The sequence below is a fragment of the Pseudomonas sp. ADAK13 genome, assembly GCF_012935715.1.
Classification (GTDB): Bacteria; Pseudomonadota; Gammaproteobacteria; order Pseudomonadales; family Pseudomonadaceae; genus Aquipseudomonas.
Genome location: NZ_CP052860.1, coordinates 6,289,643 through 6,306,846 on the forward strand (window position 1 = coordinate 6,289,643; position 17,204 = coordinate 6,306,846).

Genomic DNA, 17,204 nt, shown 5'->3' on the forward strand with positions numbered 1-17,204 from the left:
TCGGATAGGAGCCTATAAGGCCTCCCCTTGCATCGCTCTGCCTCATTCCTCAGGATAGTGTTCTTGAGCTCAACATCGGCAAGGAAGCAGCAGGTTACCGAGGCCGAACCCACATGACGCTCCATGAAGATAATCCGTTGGAGATACAGGCGTGCGCGCGCCAGAAGCATCTATGGTTCTGGGTGCCTGTCGGTTTTTTAATTGTTTTTTTAACGATTACATCGATGATTTTTCTGGGGGCAAACCCACCTGAGTGGATGTTTGTTGCGCTCAGCTTTGGCTGGGTGATCGTTGCGTTGACGCTGCTGATGAAACTATCGGGTGCGCGCTGCGCCAAGTAAGGTGCGCCATCACTCAACCTGGGGCCGGAACCCACAACGTGAAACAACGCACATTTATGGAATTCCAATATTGAAGGTCAAAAATTGACCAAATAATATCGGGCTCCACCCGAGCGCTCACTTCTATACGGATATTGTTCTGCGCCTGCTCGGGCTCCCACACGTGCGCAGGCAATTAAACATTGAGGTTTGCCATGCGTCTTTCCACACTCGCGCCAGCCACCGCCCTGCTCAGCCTGCTCACCCTGCCCGTCCATGCCGCCGATCTGTCTGCCCTCACGGGAGCCCTGTCGTCTGCCTTGGGTGGCGCCAGTAACAGCAACATCAACACCGTCAACGCCAATACCGCCTCCTGCCAGCAACAGGTCCGTGATCTGCAGGCCAATATCAATGCGGCCAATGCCAAGGGCGACACCTTGCGCGCGACGGCCTTTCAGGCGGCGCTGACACAAACTAACAAAAGCTGCAGCAACAGCACCTACAACACTCAGGCGCAAGTGAACACCAACCCCCAACACCAGCAAAACGTGAACAAGGCAGCGGATGCGATCAACGCCATTGGCGGCCTGTTCAAGTAAGTCGCAATGCCCGGTGAGAAAGGCCCGCGATCGCGGGCTTTTTATCGCCAATCGAAACGTCGCGGTGTGTAAGACTTCGTCTGGTGAAGTCATGTCGACCGGCGATGCACAGGGCATTTAAGACAGATCAAACTTGGGAAGCGCCTGCGCCGCCTGAGCCAAGCGCTGCGTGGCGATGCGGATTTCCTCCTGGTTGAGCGAGGCGAATCCCAAACGCAGGGCATTCTCTGGGTGATCAAAGGGTGAAAACAGCCGACCACCGCGCACCACCAGGTCCAGCTCCAGCGCTTTTTCAGCCAGTTGATCGACGTCGATTGAGTCGGCAAACCTTACCCACAGCGCCAGCCCGCCTTCCGGTTCCTGCACGGAGATCTGCTCGCCAAAAGCCTCCAGCAGGCAATCGAGCAGGGTTTCCCGACGCCGACGGTATTCTTTGGAAACCCGACGCAGGTGCTTCTTCAGCTCGCCATCGTTGATCAAGTCCGCGAGCATCCGTTGCATGACTGCATCGCCCTGCCCCAGGCTCACCGCCGCCTTGCGCTCGAGCACTTCGATGACATTCGACGGTGCAACGATGTAGCTGCAACGGAAGGTGCTGCCCAGGGATTTGGACAGCGAACCGATGTAGATCACATGACGCTGCGCGCTGTCGCTGGCCAGAGGCAAATAGGGCCGTCCGGCAAAGTGGTACTCGTGGTCGTAATCTTCCTCGATGATGCAGAAGTCATGCTGCCGGGCCAATTCCAGAAGTTGCTGCCGACGCCCGGCACGCAGGCTGACGGTGGTCGGAAACTGATGATGGGGCGTGACATACATCATGCGGACGTTGTGTACCCGGCACAGCTCGGCGAGTTGATCGACCCGGCAACCTTCGTCGTCCAGGTCGACGGTGACCAGTTGCGCGCCCAACTGGCGGAAAATCTCCCAGGCTGGCGGGTAACTCAGGCGTTCGACCACCACCACATCACCGGGTTTGATCAGCACGCTGGCCGCCAGGTACAGCGACATCTGGACACCTTGGGTCAGGCAAATCTGGTCCGCGTCGACCATCAGGCCGCGATTATGGCGCAACATTTCGGCCAGGGCGTTGCGCAGGTATTGACCGCTGCCCTCGCTGCCATGGCGCACGGTGTTGGTGGTAAAGCTGTAGCGCAAGGCATTGCGGTAGTAGCGGTGCAGGACGGCTTGCGGCAGTAAACGATGGTCACAGGCGCCATTGTCGAAGAACAGCGCGCCCGGCCGCTGTTGCAGCGCAGTCACCTGCTCCCCCGGCGTGAAATAGACCGCCGCCGGCGCCTCCCGCAGCGTCAGGGCAAATGCCTTTGGTGCGCGGGGGGCAGCCACCGTGCCTGTCGCCAGTTGCGTACTGACGAACGTGCCACGCCGCTGAATGCTGACCAGCCAGCCCTTGGTCACGCCCTCCTCGTAGGCCAGGATCACCGTCTTGCGGTTGACGTCCAGCAGTTGCGCCATTTCCCGCGTGCCGGGCAACAGCGTTCCAGGGCGCAGGCGGCCCTCGGCAATCGCGCTCACCAGGCCCTCAATGATTTTTCGATACGACGCCTGCGACTGCGCCCCGTCGAGCTTGAGCAGAGGGCGCCATTTACGAAGCTGGACCATGTGAATTATCCAAAACTGGAGGTTCTTATGGTCCTAGTCTACCGCAATAATCGAACCTCAATTGCCCCGAGGTATTTATGCATAACCGCCATGTCGTTGAATTGTTGCCCTCGGGCAAGTCCTTCGAAGCCGCCGATCAATTGCTGCTCGACGCCATGCTGGCCAGCGGTCTCGCCGTGCCCTTTTCCTGCCGGCGCGGCGCCTGCGGGTCGTGCAAGGTCAAGGTGGTGTCAGGCGAGTATCGAGAAAAGACGCGCACACCAGACACCCCGGCGCCCTCTTACCCGCTCGCGGCTGACGAGATGTTGCTGTGCCAGAGCCATGCCTGCAGCGACATGCGCCTGGAAATTCCCGGCTGGTCATTGGACACGCCCGCGCTGGAAGTCAGCGCACAGGTGATCGGCAAGCGCGCACTGAGCGGCGATATCGTCGAGCTGGTGTTGCAGACGGCCCAGCCACTGGAAGTGCGGCCCGGGCAGTACCTCAGGTTTCGCCTCGACGATGGCGACAGCCGCTGTTTCTCCGTGGCCAATCTGCCCGCGCAGGAGCACGGCCGGCTGGTGTTTCATATTCGCCAGGTCAGCGGCGGCGTGTTTTCCGAACGCATCCTGTCGACCCTGCAAGCGGGCGATGCGTTGAAACTCGAAGGCCCCGTGGGCGCCTGCACCTGGCAACACGAAGATGAGCGCCCTGTGGTGCTGTTCGCGACCGGCACCGGCTATGCCGGCGTCAAACCGTTGTTGCTGACAGCCCTGGCCCGCCAAGCCGAGGTCACCCTGTACTGGGGTAACTCGGCACCGGCGGACTTCTACGACGCCGAGTTTCTCGAATGGGCCAGCGAGGCCCATCCACGCTTTAACTGGCATCGCGTCCAGGCGGCAGACGCCCGCGTGCAACAGGTCGCACTGGCACAGCCCCATAACTGGGCCGATAGCCAAATCTATGCCTGCGGCAATAGCACGATGATCAACCAGGTCCGCGAAACCTGCCTGGCAGCGGGTGCGCAGGCGCATCGGTTTGTCGCCGAAGCCTTCGTCCCCAGCGGTGCGTTGACCCTGGCGTCGTCACTCAAGACGCTGGACCCGGTGCTGGAAAAAGTCGGCCCGCGTTACTCGCTGGACGGCATGCTCGCGGCCCGCGAGCAAACGGTGAGAGCCCTGGCCGCCATCGCCGACCAATTGAAAGTCGGCATGACCACTGCGCAAGCGCTGCAAATGGCCAGCCAGACATTGCAGGACATGGGCGCGTCTCACACCTGGCACCCCACCTATATACGTTTTGGCGACGACACCGTCCGTACTCCGCGCCAGGGCGTCGACCTGCTACGCGAGCTGCGTGCCACCGATATCGCCGTGGTCGACCTGGGCCCGGTGTGGGACGGCTATGAAGGCGACTATGGCGACACCTTCGTGTTCGGCGAACACCCGCTGCATGACGCTTGCGTGAAGGCACTGCACCAAGTGTTCGACGAAACCCGCGACGCCTGGCACCGCGGGCTGACCGGGCGCGAGCTCTATGACTTCGCCGAGCACAGTGCCCTCTCCAAAGGCTGGCGCCTTGAACGCAACCTGGCCGGGCACCGCATCGCCGACTTCCCGCATGCGCTGTTCGGGCAGGACAAGTTGGCTGAAGTGGAGATCGTACCGAGCGAGATGGTTTGGGTGCTGGAGATACAGCTGTGCCACCCCACACTGCCGATCGGGGCGTTCTTCGAGGACATCCTGATTGGCGAGGCCAACCGGGCCTAGTCGGGGCGGCGGCGGTTGGTAGCCTGAAACCGCCCGTTTTTTCTGCCAGCCTACCGGTGATAAGCCTTTCGGTAGGTGGTGGGACTCACGCCCACGATCGACAAGAAGTGTTGACGCAAAGAGAGGCTTGTACCAAACCCGCAGGCGTCAGCGATTACCTCAACGCTATGGTCGGTGGTTTCGAGGTGCAGTTGAACGGCTTTGATTCGCTCGTTGGTGAGCCACTGCCCAAACGTCGAGCCGGTCAGTTGCTTGAAGTGCCGGGTGAAACTGCGTCGACTCATCGCCAGCCTCTGCGCGACGTGATCGATTGACAACGGTTGGCCCAGATTGGCCCGAAGCCAGTCGAGCAACTGGCCGAGACGCTGGTCGCTGGCGCCTTGAGGCACCGGCTGGCTGATGAACTGGGCCTGGCCGCCGTCGCGATGAGGCGAGACGAGCAGCTGACGCGCCAACGCGTTGGCAACCCCCCGCCCGTAGAGACGCCTGACGATGTGGATGCAGCAATCGAGCCCCGCTGCCACGCCCGCCGAGGTCAGTACCTGTTCTGCTTCGACATACAGCACTTTGGGGTCCACTTCGATGCGCGGGAAATCTCGCGCCAGATGCGCCGCCCAGGCCCAATGCGTGGTTGCCCGCTTGTCGCACAGCAGGCCCGCGTGGGCAAGTACGAACGCCCCCAGGCACAGCCCCACCACCAACGCGCCGCTTGCATGAGCGGCCTTAAGGGTTTCGACCAGTGCATGCGGCGGCGCTTCGGCGACATCACGCCAGCTGGGGACGATGACAATATCGGCCCCGACGACCTGATCCAGACCATGGTCGCACTGGACGGCAAAACCGGCGTTGGTCATCAGCACCCCATCCTCGCCAGCACAGACCACCAGTTCAAACCAGGGTGAATCCCCTACCCGGCGGTCTTTACCAAACACCAGGCAGGGAACGGAAAGGTGAAAGGGACTGATTCGGTTAAAGGCGATGACCGCCACTTTCACACTTTTTTTCACGGAGACGGACCTGATCAAGATTGGCCCGATTCTAATGAAAAATGGTCATTGGGCCAATGGTGTCGATACTGAGATACGTCCACTCTGACCTCAGCTGCATTTCACCGGGAAATGCGCAATTCAGAGCTCAGGCCTCAATGAATATCGCGACTTTTTGCACACTGGGAGTACTTATGACGACGCTGTCGATGACCCAACCGGCGCAAGCGGCCGGACCTGTGCCTTCCCTCCCCTATACCAGCGAGTCCACTGCCTATCACTGGTCCAGCGTGGACGGCGTGAAGGTGTTCTATCGTGAGGCCGGCCCCAGGGACGCGCCGACCCTTGTGCTGCTGCACGGCTACCCTTCGTCGTCGCGCATGTGGGACTCACTGATACCGCTGCTTGCCGATCGGTATCACGTGATCGCCCCCGACTACCCCGGGTTCGGCAGAAGCGACGCGCCCTCCGCTGCGACCTACGCCTACACCTTCGACCATCTGGCCGAGACCATGAGCCAGTTGCTGGCGCAACTGAAAATCGATGAGTACACCCTGTTCATGCAGGATTACGGCGGCCCGGTAGGCTTTCGGATGATCCTCAACGCCCCGCAAAAACTGCACGGCATCATCATCCAGAACGCCAATGCCTATAACGAAGGCCTGGGTGCCAAATGGGCAAACATCGCGAAGTATTGGAAGGCCCCTTCCGAACATCCCGAGCAAGTCGATGCGTTCACGGGGTACGACGGCACGAAGCAGCGTCACCTGGGCACCAGCCCCCATCCCGAGCGCTATAACCCGGATGCCTGGGAAGACGAGTTTGCTGCCTTATCCCGTCCGGGCCAGCGGGCCATCCAGTCGGCTTTGTTGCTGGACTACCAGAACAACGTCGCTTCTTACCCTAAATGGCAGCAATGGTTGAAAGACAACCAACCGCCCATGCTGGTCATGTGGGGAAAATACGACCCGTCGTTCATTGTGCCGGGGGCCCTGCGCTACAAGGATGACGTGCCGGGTGCCGAGGTGCATATCCTGGAGGCGGGCCATTTCGCACTCGATGAAAAAATCGAACAGATCGCCAGCCTGACGCGCCTGTTCATGGCGCGCATTACTGGTCGACCTAACGCGCCGTGAATGAACGCTTTATGGCCAACTCAACCTTATTGCGAAACTCATCCAGCGCCGCTCGCTCTTCGGCGCTGTACTCCTTGGCCTCTTCGTGCAAGGCGCAGACGGTGCCATACACCTCGCCGTCAGGGCCACGCACTGGATAGCCTAAATAGTTGCTCAACCCAAATTCCACCTCATCTTCATTGCCAGCCCAGTCGGCCTCCAGGCGAGAGTCCTTGACATAGAGCGGCTGGTCGGTGTCCACAACCCGCTCACAATAAAGTGCCTGGCCGTTGTGGGCCAGGCTGCTTTTCTTGCCCTGAGCGCCGATGGGATAGGTATCCTCATGATGCCCGCCAGAAGCCTCTACTTGCATGTGCTGGGGCAGTGATCGCATGACAAGGACCGAACTGACACCGAGTTGTTTCGCTAACGCGTCGATATCCTCGCGTAGCGAGTCGAATACTGAGCTGGATTTGGCCACAAAAAGGTCCGGACTATGGGTTGGAAAAGTCCAACTATAGGACGCCGGATCAAAGATCCTAAATACTCAATGGGCATTAGATTAGAAGCGTCTGCCGCGCAGGATCCCTCGGGCTCAGACCACTATTCCCGACATCATCCCCCTGCACCTGATACTTTCCCGCGCCCAATAAAAAACCCCGTAGACGTTAATCTACGGGGCTTTTAAGAGTGGAGGCCGAGGTCGGAATCGAACCGGCGTAGGCGGATTTGCAATCCGCTGCATAACCATTTTGCTACTCGGCCTCAAACGATCAATGCCTTACAACCGACATTCACCGCATACAAACTTGAGTGGGCTATGTGAAGCTTGCCTCTACTCTATCTCATTGAAAACATTGAAGTTTTTAATGCTTCAGTGCGTTCGATGGGCGCAATTATGTACTCATTTGCCAGGGCTTGCAACCCCTTGATTTCAAAAAATATTCTCTCAAGGGGCGGCCATTGCCGGTGGCCTACCCTACCGTCCGGCTTCTTCCTTGTCACGGACAACCTGCAATTGGTACTGCGGATCAGCCTTGATCTGCTGTTCGGTAAACGGCAGCGGCCCGAGTTTTTTCTCGGAGAACGCCTGGGTCTGGTCCTTGAAGTATTTCGACGCCGGGTCGCTGGACAAGGAGAACGCCAGTACGCCAACCGCTTGCGGCCCCTTCTCGTCGAACGTGACGATTTGCAAGTAGCTGCTGCCGCTGACCACTTCGCGCTTGCCATCCGCCCGGGGCACGCTTTGCATGGCGTTGTACACGCCCAGTTCCTGCGGGCCGCCATGGATCGGTGTTTGTCCCGAGACCTGGATATCACCCCAATGGCTGTCGGCGGTCAGCCCGCGCTTGGCCACGTCGGCGGCGGACGTCAGCATCGCCTCGCGCAGTGCCTTGGCCACCCCTGCCCGCTCAATGGCCAGCCCGCGCGGTGTGGTCAAGGGGTGTGCCGGGTCGAAGCCGACCTTCCACGCGTCAGGCGCTTGGGCCAGTTGTTCCGCCAGGTTGATGAAGTGCACCAGGCCCAGGCCGCTGTCTAGGTTGGCGCGCTGGTCCCAGTTTTTCAGGCTGTCGCACACCGACTTCACGCTGGCATCGGCACCCGCGCAGAATTTCAGCAAGTCCGGCATGACCTGGCTCGCGAGGTACACCTGGTTGTCCATGACCATGTTCTGCAAGTCGACGACCTTGATCGGCTGCTTGTCGAGTTCCTGCAAGCGTTGCAAGGCGAAACGGGCACGTGGGCCCAGGCCGATGTTCTCCTGGCTGATCACCGGCGAGAAGCCGGTCAACGGGGCCTTGGGGTTGACCATCCATGCCGAGTCGTTGGAGTGCTGCACGTAGTCGGTGCGCTCAAGTTGCGGCTGTTGATCGGCCGGGAAGATCCCGGCCTGAGCGGCACGCGGGTCCACGTCCCAGGCGCAGGCGCTGCGGGAGCCGTCGAGCATGATGAACTGCAGGCCCACGCGCGGGTCACTGCACTGCGCGAGTTTTTGCGCGCTGACGTTGGGCACCACCGACAGGTTCATGTACAGGCTCTGGCCCTGGTCGTCCGCCGCCAGGGTGTTGACCCACGGGATGCCTTGCAGGGTGTGCACCGAGGTTTGCAGTTCCTTGAGGTTCGCGGCGCGGTTCATCGCGTACCACTGTTGCAGCACCCGGTCGTTGCCCAGGTTGGCGTCCCGCAGGCTGAAGGCATATTTTTTATCCCAGTCCAGCTTGCCCGGCCATTGCACCATCGGGCCGAACTGCGAGCTGTAGACGGTGCGCGACTCTTCCCGGGTACTGCCGTCGGCGGCTTTCACCGTCACCTTGAGGTTGGTTTTATCCATGGGCACGGATTTGCCGTCCAGCAGATAACGGGTCGGGTCCTTCGGGTCCAGGGTCAGGCGGTACAGGGTGAAGTGTTTGGAGGTATCAACCGTATGGGTCCAGGCCACGTGCTGGTTGAAGCCAATGTTGATCACCGGCAGGCCCGGCAAGGCGGCGCCCATGACATCCAGTTGGCCAGGAATGGTCAGGTGCATCTCGTAGAAGCGCATGCCGCCAACCCACGGGAAATGCGGGTTGGCCAGCAACATGCCACGGCCGTTGATTGATCGGTCGCGGCCCACTGCAACGGCGTTGCTGCCACGGTCCAGGGCGAAACGCTGCTGGTTGGCAGCGGCGACCTCAAATGCCTTGGCATCCCGTTGAGCGACAGCATTCGGCGGCGCGGCGCCCACCAAGGCCTCGGCAAACTGCCCGACGCCGCCTTCCACCAGCAAACGACGGGTCAGCTTGACCAGGTCTTGCGGCGTGATGGGCCGTACCCATGCGGCCTGGCACTGCGCCGGCAAGCCTTGGGCGGTACGCTCCTTGAGGTAACGGTTGTAGCCGGCCACATAGCCTTCAATGCGCTGCTGCATCGCCGGGGTTTGTGCCTTCCAGAACGCCGCAACCGCCTCGGGCGTGTTGAGCCAGGTGAAGAACACGTCGTTGGCGAGGTTGTTGCGCCCTTCCAGGGTCGCCTGCTCGGGGCCAAAGTACCTGGCGCGCTCACCGTTGACCGTCACCACCTCATTGGCCAGCAGGCACAGGTTGTCCTGGGCATAGGCATAGCCGATACCAAACCCCAGCCCGCGCTCGTCGCTGGCCCGGATATGGGGGACACCAAAACCGGTGCGGCGGATCTCGGCCGTGGCCTGCTGCTCCTGCACCCGCGCCGTGGCCGAAAGACTCAGCCCCAGCAACGCACCCGCCACGCACACCCTGAACAACCCGTTGGTAATAATCACGCAGACTCCACAGCCAAATTAAACACCGTGACGAGGGACAGCTTCGCCAACACCTCAGTTAAGACGTAAAAACCGGGAATAATTTAGCAGCCGCAGGCGTTTATTCAGACATGTCGGTATGTCTCCGGGATGTTACCGACAAAATTTCTACATCCCGCGCTTCATGATTTCGGCTGCTCGTACGTCTTATTAGTTAAGAGCACCATCATTTTCCTGATCAGGCTCTGATAAGGAGTTTCTGCATGTACAACTCGCAACTGCCCACGGAAGGACACTCATCCATGCACGACGGCGCTTTTGGCTCCGGCAACCAGGCGTTCGGCAAGGCGCCGGAACATGGCAACCAGCGCATTCGTCATTTGCTCAAGTGCTTTGGCCTGCGCACCAGCCTGATCCGGCTGAAGGTCATCGACGCCCTGCTGACCGCTGCCGACAACCAGCGCACCCTCGGCGTGCGCGGTGTGCACAGCCATTTGCTGGAGCTGGGCATCCCGTTGTCGTTTCTCAGCGTGCGCGAGGTGCTCAAGCGCCTGTGCACCGAAGGCGTGATCACCCTGAACGCCGACAAGAGCTACAGCCTGCACGAGCAGGCTGCCAAAGTCCTGGAAGGCCGGGCCTGACTCAGAGGTTAGGCTTGACCTTGCGGCGCATCACACCGTTGATCACCACCACGGTCACCGCCACGGCAATGGCGATGTACTGGAACGTTTTTTCGCTGATGACCCCGTTGTTCTGCAGGTAGGACAGGCCAAACATCGTCCCCAGCACCACCAGGGAGATCAGAATCGAGTATTTCAAACGTTGCTTTTGGGTCATGACGGGTTCCTGAAGCTGAAAAATTGTATCCACTTTGTATCGACTGCCACACCAAGCGCATACCCTTTGGCGGGGATGGAATGGGGTCGGCGGGGTCTCATGTTACAGGCGATGAAAAACTTTGGCTTGTCCAACGCCTGATTGAACCTGTGAGTACCCTAGAGGATCTGGAAATGCTTCGTCGAATCACACTGCTGATTCCCTTGCTGATCATGCTGAGCATGAGCGGCTGCATTATTTTCCCCCACGGCGGTGGCGGGTGGCATGACCATCGCTACTACGACGGCGGACCGGGGTATTACCATCGCTGATCACGCTGCATAAACAACAAACCCGACATCCAGTCGGGTTTGTTTTGAAGGGCCAGGCCTAACTGTTGGCGCCATGCACCCAACGCTGGTGCAACCACCGCGCAAACGCATCCAGAGCAAAGCCCAGCAAGCCGATCAGCAGCACCATCGCCATCAGCTCCGAGTAAGCCAGCCGGTCACGGGTGTCGAGGATGTAGTAACCCAGCCCCGCACTGACCCCGAGCATCTCGCACGGCACCAGCACGATCCACAGAATGCCGATGGCCAGGCGCACGCCGGTCAGCACGTGCCCCATGACCCCGGGAATAATTACCCGGCGCAAGGTTTCCCAGCGCGTGGCGCTCAGGCTTTTGCTCAGTTGCAGCCAGCGCGGGTCAAGCTGACGCACACCCGCCGCGGTATTCAACAGAATCGGCCACACCGCCGCGAACGCCAGCAGGAAGTAGATCGGCTGGTCGCCCACGCCCATCAACATCACCACGATGGGCATCCACGACAGCGGCGAGATCATCCGCAAAAACTGGAAGGCCGGCGTGGTCGCCGCTTCCAGCTTGCGCGAACTGCCCACCAGCAAGCCCAACGGCACACCTATCAGCAACGCCAGGAACAGCCCGACAAAGATTCGCTTGAGGCTCACGGCGATGTTCAGGTACAGCTCGCTGCGCCCCAGCAATTCCCACAGGCTGGCGAAGGTCGCCGACAGCGAGAACCGCGCAGACAAACCGTCTGTACTGCCAAATACCTTCACCCCCAGCCACCAGAGCAACAACAACCCTGCCAGCCCGCTCAAGCCGAGCAACCAGCCCGGCAGTCCCAAGGTTTTGCCGTGATTCAAACGCCAATCTCCTCGTTTCGCTCGAAGCCTTCCGGCAGGCCGAAGGTTTTCATACCGCCGACCGCCGCGATGGCGTTGCGTACGAAGCGGTCGTCCACCAGGTCTTTGGCGACGAAGGCAGGATCCAGGTCGGCGAGGAATTTCTTGTCGCCCTCGATCAGCGTGTCCTTCAAGCGGCGCACCAGTTCCTCGGTGTAGCTGGGGAATGGATACGGTTGGAAGTCAATGCGGTGCTCGTCCCAGTTGGCGTGCTGGATCGCACCATCGGCCAGGTACGCGGCACGGTCGCTGGCCGCCGGCGCGAGGACTTTGCGCAGCACCGGCTCGGCGTGCGGGGTGTAGCGGTTTTCGCCGTCCTTGGACAGTAGCTTTACTGCCTCTTCGCGGTTGTCACGGGTCCAGACCTGGGCCTTGACGATGGCATTCACCACCTTCTGCGACCATTCCGGGCGGTTGGTCAGGTCGTGCTCGTGCATGAACACCACGCAGCACGCGTGGTTGCGCCACACGTCGCCGGTAAAGCGCTGCACCCGGCCCACGTTGAGGTTTTCGGCCAGGGCGTTGAACGGCTCGGCGACGATGTAGCCGTCGATGCGCTTGCTGGCCAGCGCCGGCGGCATGTCCGAGGGCGGCAACACGATCAGGTTGACTTCATTGGCGGCAATCGCGCTGCCAGCGGCACGCGCCACCGGGGTCAGGCCGTTGTCGCGGAACAACTGCTGCACCACCACGTTGTGGATCGAGTACCAGAACGGAATCGCCACCGACTTGCCGCCCAGTTGCTTCACGTCGGTAATGCCCGGGGACACGGTCAAACCCGAGCCGCCCACGTGGTTCCAGGCCACGACCTTGGCCGGGACCTTGCTGCCGTAACGCGCCCACACCGTCATCGGCGACAGCAGGTGAATCACGTTGACCTGGCCCGAGATAAACGCCTCGATCACCTGCGCCCAACTGCGCAACAGCACCGGGCGCTCGGCCTTGATGCCCTCGGCTTCGAACAGGCCATTGTTGTGGGCCACCAACAACGGCGTGGCGTCGGTGATCGGCAAGTAGCCGATACGTACCGGTGCGTCCGGCTCACTGGCCGCCCGAGCCTGCAAACTGCTGAGCAGTGGCAAGGCACCGGCGGCACTGAGCACGGCCGAGAGTTTGAGAAAGTCACGGCGCGAGTGAGTGAGGTCATCCAGACACATGGCAAGGCTCCAGCAGTTCAGTGGGTTGGGGGTTAGTGCGGCTCGCCTGCCGTAGGGTTTTGAGAATCTCGATGCGCAGGATGCCGATGGCTTCTACCTGTTCTTCCCGCGGTTGCGGCAGGTCGATGCGCCATTCACCGAGGGTCCGCGCCGGGCGGTTACCCAGTAGCAGAATCCGGTCGGACAGCAGCAGCGCTTCGTCGATGTCGTGGGTGATCAGCACCGCCGCCGAGCCTTGCTCGCGGTTGACCTTGAGCAGCAGGTGCTGCATGTCGGCACGGGTCACTTCATCCAGGGCGCCGAAGGGTTCGTCCAGCAGCAACACCTGCGGCTGGCGCGCCAGGCAACGCGCCAACGCGGTGCGCTGGGCCATGCCGCCGGACAACGCCGCCGGGAATTGCTGCCGGGCGTGTTCCAGGCCTACGGCGTTGATTGCGTGGTCGACCCGCTGGCGGCGCTCTTCAGGACTCAGGTGCGGTTGGCGGGCAAAGTCCAGGCCGAAGGCGACGTTCTTTTCCAGGCTCAGCCACGGCAGCAGGCTGGGGTCCTGGAACGCCACCGCCACCCGTGGATGCGGGCCGTTCAATGGCTCGCCCAGCAGGCTGATGCTGCCGCCCTGGGGCGCCTGCAAACCGGCGAGCACCCGCAGCAGGCTGGACTTGCCAACACCGCTGGGGCCCAGGATCGACACCACTTCACCCGGCTGCAGCTGCAGGTCGAAACCCTCCAGCACCGAATTGCCCGCGTACCCCAGGCAAATCCCCTGGGCGTGCAATACCGCCTGGCTCATAGATTGGCCTGACGGTTCAGCTCGGTGCGCAACTGCACCAGGCTCGGGGTCACGATCGGCACAAACGCCGACTCGCGCCAGCGCCGGGCAAAACCGCTGCCGTGGGCGGTCAGGTAGGCCTTGCCGCCGCTGGCTTGCAACTCAAGCTGAACAGCGCTGGCAGCAATTTCGGCGAGGGCAATGCGCAGGCGAAACAACGGCACCGGCTCGGTACCGAAGCGGCCACTCAGCAGGCCTTTCTTGAGGTCGTTGACCGCCTGTTCCAGCGAGGTACGCAGCACTTCCAGTTCTTCGCGCAATACGGTGCGGCTGGAGCCCAAGTGATTGGCCACCTCAGCCAGCGAACGCCGGGCCAGGCCGATGGACATGCCGCACTGCAAACCGAGAAACGCCGGGCGCACCGCCGGCAGGAACTTGCGCGCATCGTCATGCAGCAGCCAGTCGCGGCTCAGCTCCACGGCTTCAAAGCCGAGGGCGGCGGTATTGCTTGATTGCAGGCCCAACAGCTCCAGGTCACGGGACCGTTGCAAGCCGCTCACCGAATCGGGAATCGCCAGGATAAACGGCGCGCCGCCCTGGGCATGCTCGATGGCAGCTGCCACCACAAACCCGTTCTTACGCAGGTTGGTCACCCAGTGCAGGCGGCCATTGAGGTTCCAGCCGTGATCCGTCGGCTCGGCGCTGATTTGCAGCGTCTCGATGCCAGACAAAAACTTCATCGCGTTGGATAGCCCGGTCGCCCCGGCGAGCTTGCCGCTCAGCAGGTCCGGCAGCAGTTGCTCGCGCAGCCGCTGGTTCGGGCTTTGCAGCAGGTACTCGATAAACGAGCGTTGGCCCCAGCAGACAAACGCCGACGCCAGGGAATGGCTGGCCACGTCGGCAATGGCTTCCACTGCGCCCGTGACATCGCCGCCCAGGCCACCGAGGTCCTTGGGCACACCGATACGTAATACATTGGCCTCTGCCAGCCGTGGCAGCACTTCCTGCGGATCGCAACTGCCCACATCCAGGGCCTGCGCTTGAACATCGAGCCAACGGCTCAAGATTGGGTCAAGCATTCATGTTTCTCCTTGTTACAGCATGTTTACCATCGCGAACGCTTGCGCGCCTTCAGCTTGCCGGTTTTTCCCAACGGTATTGCGCCAGCTCCGGGTTCAGCGGGGTACGGGCGAACACGTTGGCGAAGTTGCACAGGGTCGCCAGGCTCACGCCCAGGATAACCTCCAGCGCATGACCGTCCGTGTAACCCGCCTCACGGAACGCGGCATAACCGGCGTCGCTGACATCACCGCGGGTGGCGATCACTTCGCGGGTGAACTCGGCGAGTGTCTCATAACGCTCGTTGGGCAATTCACCGCGCTGGCGCAAGGCGTCGATCACGTCTTCCGGCAGCTTGGCCTTGTTGCGCGCTACGGCAGTGTGCCCGGCGACGCAGAAATCGCAACCGTGGGTCGTGGCGGCAATCAACTGCACCACTTCACGGTCGGCCAGGCTCAGGTCCGACTTGGCGTTCAGGCCGGACACGGTGATGTAGGTTTCCAGTGCCGCCGGGGCATTGGCCAGCACCGCCAGCAGATTGGGGATGAACCCGGAACCCTTCAGGGCATTTTCCAGAAAGGGCTTGGCCGCTTCAGGGGCGGTTTCCAGGGTTAGCATCGGTACGCGGGACATGGAGTGGTCTCCTCATGGATTCGTGTACCAAGTCTGTTGGTTATAAAAAATCCGCTCAATAGTCTAAAGTAGCGATTACTTGCTCTTGAGTCTTTCCATTAGATGAATTCGTCCAGTTCACTCGTCGATTGGTTATTAGATAGCCTCGAACTCAACACCAGTCTGTTTCACGTCGGGCGTTACTGCGGCGACTGGCGTGCCAGCACCCACGGCCTGGCGAGCGCGAGCTTTCATCTGGTGGTGCAGGGGCACTGCTGGATGCACATCGATGGCGACTCCACCCCTTACCCGCTGAACAACGGCGACGCGGTGTTCCTGCTGCGGGACCTGGCGTATCGCTTGTCCAGCGATGGCACCGCCGACGGCGCCCAGGAATGCCCGCGCAAGCCAATGCTGCCGCTGGACAGCCAGGCAAGCGACGGCGTAGGCCTGGTGTGCGGGTTCTTTCATTTTCAATCCGGGCTGTCGGCGATGATTGTCGACACCCTGCCCGCCTGGATCATTCTGCGGGCGGGCGACCCTTCGCTGACGGCCGCACGCAACCTGTTCGAACTGATCCTGCAGGAATGCGAGCGCACACCCGCGCCCTCACCCGCCTTGCTGGAGCGCCTGTGCCACCTGCTGTTTCTGTATGTGCTGCGCCAACAGGTACTGGACAACACCGAACTCGGCGGCCTCGCGGCGCTGGCCCGGCAACCGGCATTCGCGCGCCTGCTGGAACAACTCATCGCACGGCCGGCGGATCCCTGGACCCTGGAAAGCATGGCGGCCTGCACCGGCTTGTCGCGCTCGGCGTTCTTCAAGCGCTTCAATGAACTGTGCGGCCAGTCGCCGGGGCAAGTGCTGTTGATGATGCGCGTGCGCCATGCCTGCCAATTGTTCAAGCAGGACCAGACCGTGGCAGACGTATCCCTGGCCGTGGGCTATCAATCGGTGGCCGCCTTCACCCGCGCCTTCCATAAGGTCACCGGCTTTCAGCCCGGCGCCTATCGCAAAGCTCAAGGCTGACGCTGCAACCCGTTGCCCGGCCGGGCGCAAAGTTCCACCAGCCAATCGACAAATACCCGCACCCGCTGCGACAACTGGCGGTGCGGCGGGTACAGCGCGGTCAATGGCAACTTCGGTGGTTGCAGGTCCGCCAGCACCTCCACCAGGGTGCCCGCTTCCAACTGGCGAACCGCGTGATAGTAAGGCGTCTGCACCAAGCCATAACCCGCTTCACAGGCCGCCAGGTAACCGTCGGCGCTGTTTACGGCGACTTGCTTGGGCAGGTCCACCAACCGTATGTCATTGCCCAACTGGAACTCCAGGCCATAGCGCTTGCCGCTGGTGCTGGAGAAGTACTCGACCACCCGGTGGCCGGCCAAATCATCCAGTGTCGACGGCAGGCCGAACTGCTGCACGTAGCCGGGACTGGCGCAGGTCACCTGATCCATCATTGCCAGCGGCCGGGCCACCAGTGACTCGTCCAGCGCCAGGCCACCGCGCAACACGCAATCCACGCCTTCGCGAATCAGGTCCACAGGGCGGTCGTTAAGGCCGATTTCCAGGTCGATCTGCGGGTAGCGGGTGGTGAACTCGGGCAGCGCCGGAATCACCAGGAAACGCCCGATCCCCGACGGCATATCAATGCGCAACGTGCCGCGCGGGTTACGCCGGCTGGTGGAGAATACCGCTTCGGTTTCCTCAAGGTCGGCCAACAGCCGCACACAGCGCTGGTAGTAGGCGGCACCGTCCAGGGTCGAGCTGACCTGGCGCGTGGTGCGCTGCAACAGTTGCACCCCAAGGTGGGCTTCCAGTTGCTTGATCAGAATCGTCACCGAAGCGCGCGGCAGCTGCAGGCTGTCGGCGGCCTTGGCAAAGCCGCCCAGTTCGACGATCCGCACAAACACACGCATGGCGTTAAAACGGTCCACTGGC

18 protein-coding genes and 1 tRNA gene are annotated in these 17,204 nt (G+C 61.4%); 7 read left to right on the top strand and 12 right to left on the bottom strand.

From position 1 onward, the window contains the following. Window positions 1–113: 113 nt before the first annotated feature. Together HKK54_RS29045 and HKK54_RS29050 are read left to right on the top strand one after the other, a co-directional pair. Window positions 114–341, top strand: coding sequence for a hypothetical protein (locus HKK54_RS29045; RefSeq protein WP_010171526.1), 228 nt, complete (start codon window positions 114–116; stop codon window positions 339–341). 194 nt (window positions 342–535) lie between these two features. Next, window positions 536–919, top strand: coding sequence for a DUF1090 family protein (locus HKK54_RS29050; protein WP_010171528.1), 384 nt, complete (start codon window positions 536–538; stop codon window positions 917–919). 117 nt (window positions 920–1,036) lie between these two features. On the opposite strand, the gene pdxR is transcribed toward HKK54_RS29050, so the two are convergent. After that, entirely contained in the window at window positions 1,037–2,539 is a 1,503-nt protein-coding gene (gene pdxR, locus HKK54_RS29055) for a MocR-like pyridoxine biosynthesis transcription factor PdxR (protein ID WP_169388713.1), read from the bottom strand. Window positions 2,540–2,616: 77 nt separating this feature from the next. Here pdxR and HKK54_RS29060 point away from each other — a divergent pair, with 77 nt between their 5' ends. Next, window positions 2,617–4,287: a M24 family metallopeptidase gene (locus HKK54_RS29060; RefSeq protein WP_169388714.1), complete on the top strand. Its 1,671-nt coding sequence runs from the start codon at window positions 2,617–2,619 to the stop codon at window positions 4,285–4,287. Between the two features lie 50 nt (window positions 4,288–4,337). On the opposite strand, the gene HKK54_RS29065 is transcribed toward HKK54_RS29060, so the two are convergent. Further along, entirely contained in the window at window positions 4,338–5,282 is a 945-nt protein-coding gene (locus HKK54_RS29065; protein ID WP_169389383.1) for a GlxA family transcriptional regulator, read from the bottom strand. Between the two features lie 185 nt (window positions 5,283–5,467). Here HKK54_RS29065 and HKK54_RS29070 point away from each other — a divergent pair, with 185 nt between their 5' ends. Then, window positions 5,468–6,409 carry an alpha/beta fold hydrolase gene (locus HKK54_RS29070; protein ID WP_237151018.1) on the top strand — a complete coding sequence of 314 codons (942 nt, stop codon included), beginning with the start codon at window positions 5,468–5,470 and terminating at the stop codon, window positions 6,407–6,409. On the opposite strand, the gene HKK54_RS29075 is transcribed toward HKK54_RS29070, so the two are convergent. From HKK54_RS29075 to pvdQ, 3 genes are all read right to left on the bottom strand, one after another. After that, entirely contained in the window at window positions 6,396–6,869 is a 474-nt protein-coding gene (locus HKK54_RS29075) for a GAF domain-containing protein (RefSeq protein WP_169388715.1), read from the bottom strand. The genes HKK54_RS29070 and HKK54_RS29075 overlap by 14 nt on opposite strands. Window positions 6,870–7,079: 210 nt before the next feature. Then, window positions 7,080–7,153, bottom strand: a tRNA-Cys gene (locus tag HKK54_RS29080). Window positions 7,154–7,367: 214 nt separating this feature from the next. Continuing rightward, the gene (gene pvdQ / locus HKK54_RS29085) at window positions 7,368–9,665 is read right to left on the bottom strand and encodes a bifunctional acylase PvdQ (RefSeq protein WP_169388716.1); all 2,298 of its coding nucleotides are present in this window, start codon (window positions 9,663–9,665) and stop codon (window positions 7,368–7,370) included. Between the two features lie 242 nt (window positions 9,666–9,907). Here pvdQ and HKK54_RS29090 point away from each other — a divergent pair, with 242 nt between their 5' ends. Further along, window positions 9,908–10,285, top strand: a complete 378-nt coding sequence (locus HKK54_RS29090) for a hypothetical protein (RefSeq protein ID WP_010171559.1) — start codon at window positions 9,908–9,910, stop codon at window positions 10,283–10,285. A 1-nt stretch (window position 10,286) separates the two neighbouring features. Here the strand turns inward: HKK54_RS29090 and HKK54_RS29095 are convergent, their stop codons facing one another. Next, the gene (locus HKK54_RS29095; protein WP_010171562.1) at window positions 10,287–10,481 is read right to left on the bottom strand and encodes a hypothetical protein; all 195 of its coding nucleotides are present in this window, start codon (window positions 10,479–10,481) and stop codon (window positions 10,287–10,289) included. Between the two features lie 173 nt (window positions 10,482–10,654). Between HKK54_RS29095 and HKK54_RS29100 the strand changes: the two genes are divergently transcribed. Continuing rightward, a complete protein-coding gene (locus tag HKK54_RS29100) occupies window positions 10,655–10,792 on the top strand; it encodes a hypothetical protein (RefSeq protein WP_010171564.1) in 138 nt (45 codons plus the stop codon). A 58-nt stretch (window positions 10,793–10,850) separates the two neighbouring features. Here HKK54_RS29100 and HKK54_RS29105 read toward each other — a convergent pair whose 3' ends face one another. From HKK54_RS29105 to HKK54_RS29125, 5 genes are read right to left on the bottom strand one after another with little or no spacing between them, the layout of a single operon-like run. Next, window positions 10,851–11,609 (bottom strand): ABC transporter permease, encoded by a 759-nt coding sequence (locus tag HKK54_RS29105; RefSeq protein WP_177325006.1) that lies wholly within the window; start codon window positions 11,607–11,609, stop codon window positions 10,851–10,853. A 14-nt stretch (window positions 11,610–11,623) separates the two neighbouring features. Continuing rightward, on the bottom strand, window positions 11,624–12,823 hold the full coding sequence (locus tag HKK54_RS29110; protein ID WP_010171568.1) for an ABC transporter substrate-binding protein: 1,200 nt from the start codon (window positions 12,821–12,823) through the stop codon (window positions 11,624–11,626). Continuing rightward, window positions 12,810–13,613 carry an ABC transporter ATP-binding protein gene (locus HKK54_RS29115; RefSeq protein WP_010171570.1) on the bottom strand — a complete coding sequence of 268 codons (804 nt, stop codon included), beginning with the start codon at window positions 13,611–13,613 and terminating at the stop codon, window positions 12,810–12,812. The genes HKK54_RS29110 and HKK54_RS29115 overlap by 14 nt, the downstream gene beginning before the upstream one ends. After that, the gene (locus HKK54_RS29120; protein WP_169388717.1) at window positions 13,610–14,671 is read right to left on the bottom strand and encodes an acyl-CoA dehydrogenase family protein; all 1,062 of its coding nucleotides are present in this window, start codon (window positions 14,669–14,671) and stop codon (window positions 13,610–13,612) included. Before HKK54_RS29120 ends, HKK54_RS29115 begins: the two co-directional genes overlap by 4 nt. 52 nt (window positions 14,672–14,723) lie before the next feature. After that, entirely contained in the window at window positions 14,724–15,284 is a 561-nt protein-coding gene (locus HKK54_RS29125) for a carboxymuconolactone decarboxylase family protein (protein ID WP_169388718.1), read from the bottom strand. 102 nt (window positions 15,285–15,386) lie between these two features. Between HKK54_RS29125 and HKK54_RS29130 the strand changes: the two genes are divergently transcribed. Then, window positions 15,387–16,292, top strand: coding sequence for an AraC family transcriptional regulator (locus HKK54_RS29130; protein WP_169388719.1), 906 nt, complete (start codon window positions 15,387–15,389; stop codon window positions 16,290–16,292). On the opposite strand, the gene HKK54_RS29135 is transcribed toward HKK54_RS29130, so the two are convergent. Then, window positions 16,283–17,200 carry a LysR family transcriptional regulator gene (locus HKK54_RS29135; RefSeq protein WP_169388720.1) on the bottom strand — a complete coding sequence of 306 codons (918 nt, stop codon included), beginning with the start codon at window positions 17,198–17,200 and terminating at the stop codon, window positions 16,283–16,285. The genes HKK54_RS29130 and HKK54_RS29135 overlap by 10 nt on opposite strands. Window positions 17,201–17,204: the final 4 nt, after the last annotated feature.

Excerpts from the sequence above, each read along its gene's own strand:
- HKK54_RS29045 (WP_010171526.1), top strand. The coding sequence starts at position 114 with ATGACGCTCCATGAAGATAATCCGTTGGAGATACAGGCGTGCGCGCGC.
- HKK54_RS29050 (WP_010171528.1), top strand. The coding sequence starts at position 536 with ATGCGTCTTTCCACACTCGCGCCAGCCACCGCCCTGCTCAGCCTGCTC.
- pdxR (WP_169388713.1), bottom strand. The coding sequence starts at position 2,539 with ATGGTCCAGCTTCGTAAATGGCGCCCTCTGCTCAAGCTCGACGGGGCG.
- HKK54_RS29060 (WP_169388714.1), top strand. The coding sequence starts at position 2,617 with ATGCATAACCGCCATGTCGTTGAATTGTTGCCCTCGGGCAAGTCCTTC.
- HKK54_RS29070 (WP_237151018.1), top strand. The coding sequence starts at position 5,468 with ATGACGACGCTGTCGATGACCCAACCGGCGCAAGCGGCCGGACCTGTG.
- HKK54_RS29090 (WP_010171559.1), top strand. The coding sequence starts at position 9,908 with ATGTACAACTCGCAACTGCCCACGGAAGGACACTCATCCATGCACGAC.
- HKK54_RS29095 (WP_010171562.1), bottom strand. The coding sequence starts at position 10,481 with ATGACCCAAAAGCAACGTTTGAAATACTCGATTCTGATCTCCCTGGTG.
- HKK54_RS29100 (WP_010171564.1), top strand. The coding sequence starts at position 10,655 with ATGCTTCGTCGAATCACACTGCTGATTCCCTTGCTGATCATGCTGAGC.
- HKK54_RS29110 (WP_010171568.1), bottom strand. The coding sequence starts at position 12,823 with ATGTGTCTGGATGACCTCACTCACTCGCGCCGTGACTTTCTCAAACTC.
- HKK54_RS29115 (WP_010171570.1), bottom strand. The coding sequence starts at position 13,613 with ATGAGCCAGGCGGTATTGCACGCCCAGGGGATTTGCCTGGGGTACGCG.
- HKK54_RS29120 (WP_169388717.1), bottom strand. The coding sequence starts at position 14,671 with ATGCTTGACCCAATCTTGAGCCGTTGGCTCGATGTTCAAGCGCAGGCC.
- HKK54_RS29125 (WP_169388718.1), bottom strand. The coding sequence starts at position 15,284 with ATGTCCCGCGTACCGATGCTAACCCTGGAAACCGCCCCTGAAGCGGCC.
- HKK54_RS29130 (WP_169388719.1), top strand. The coding sequence starts at position 15,387 with ATGAATTCGTCCAGTTCACTCGTCGATTGGTTATTAGATAGCCTCGAA.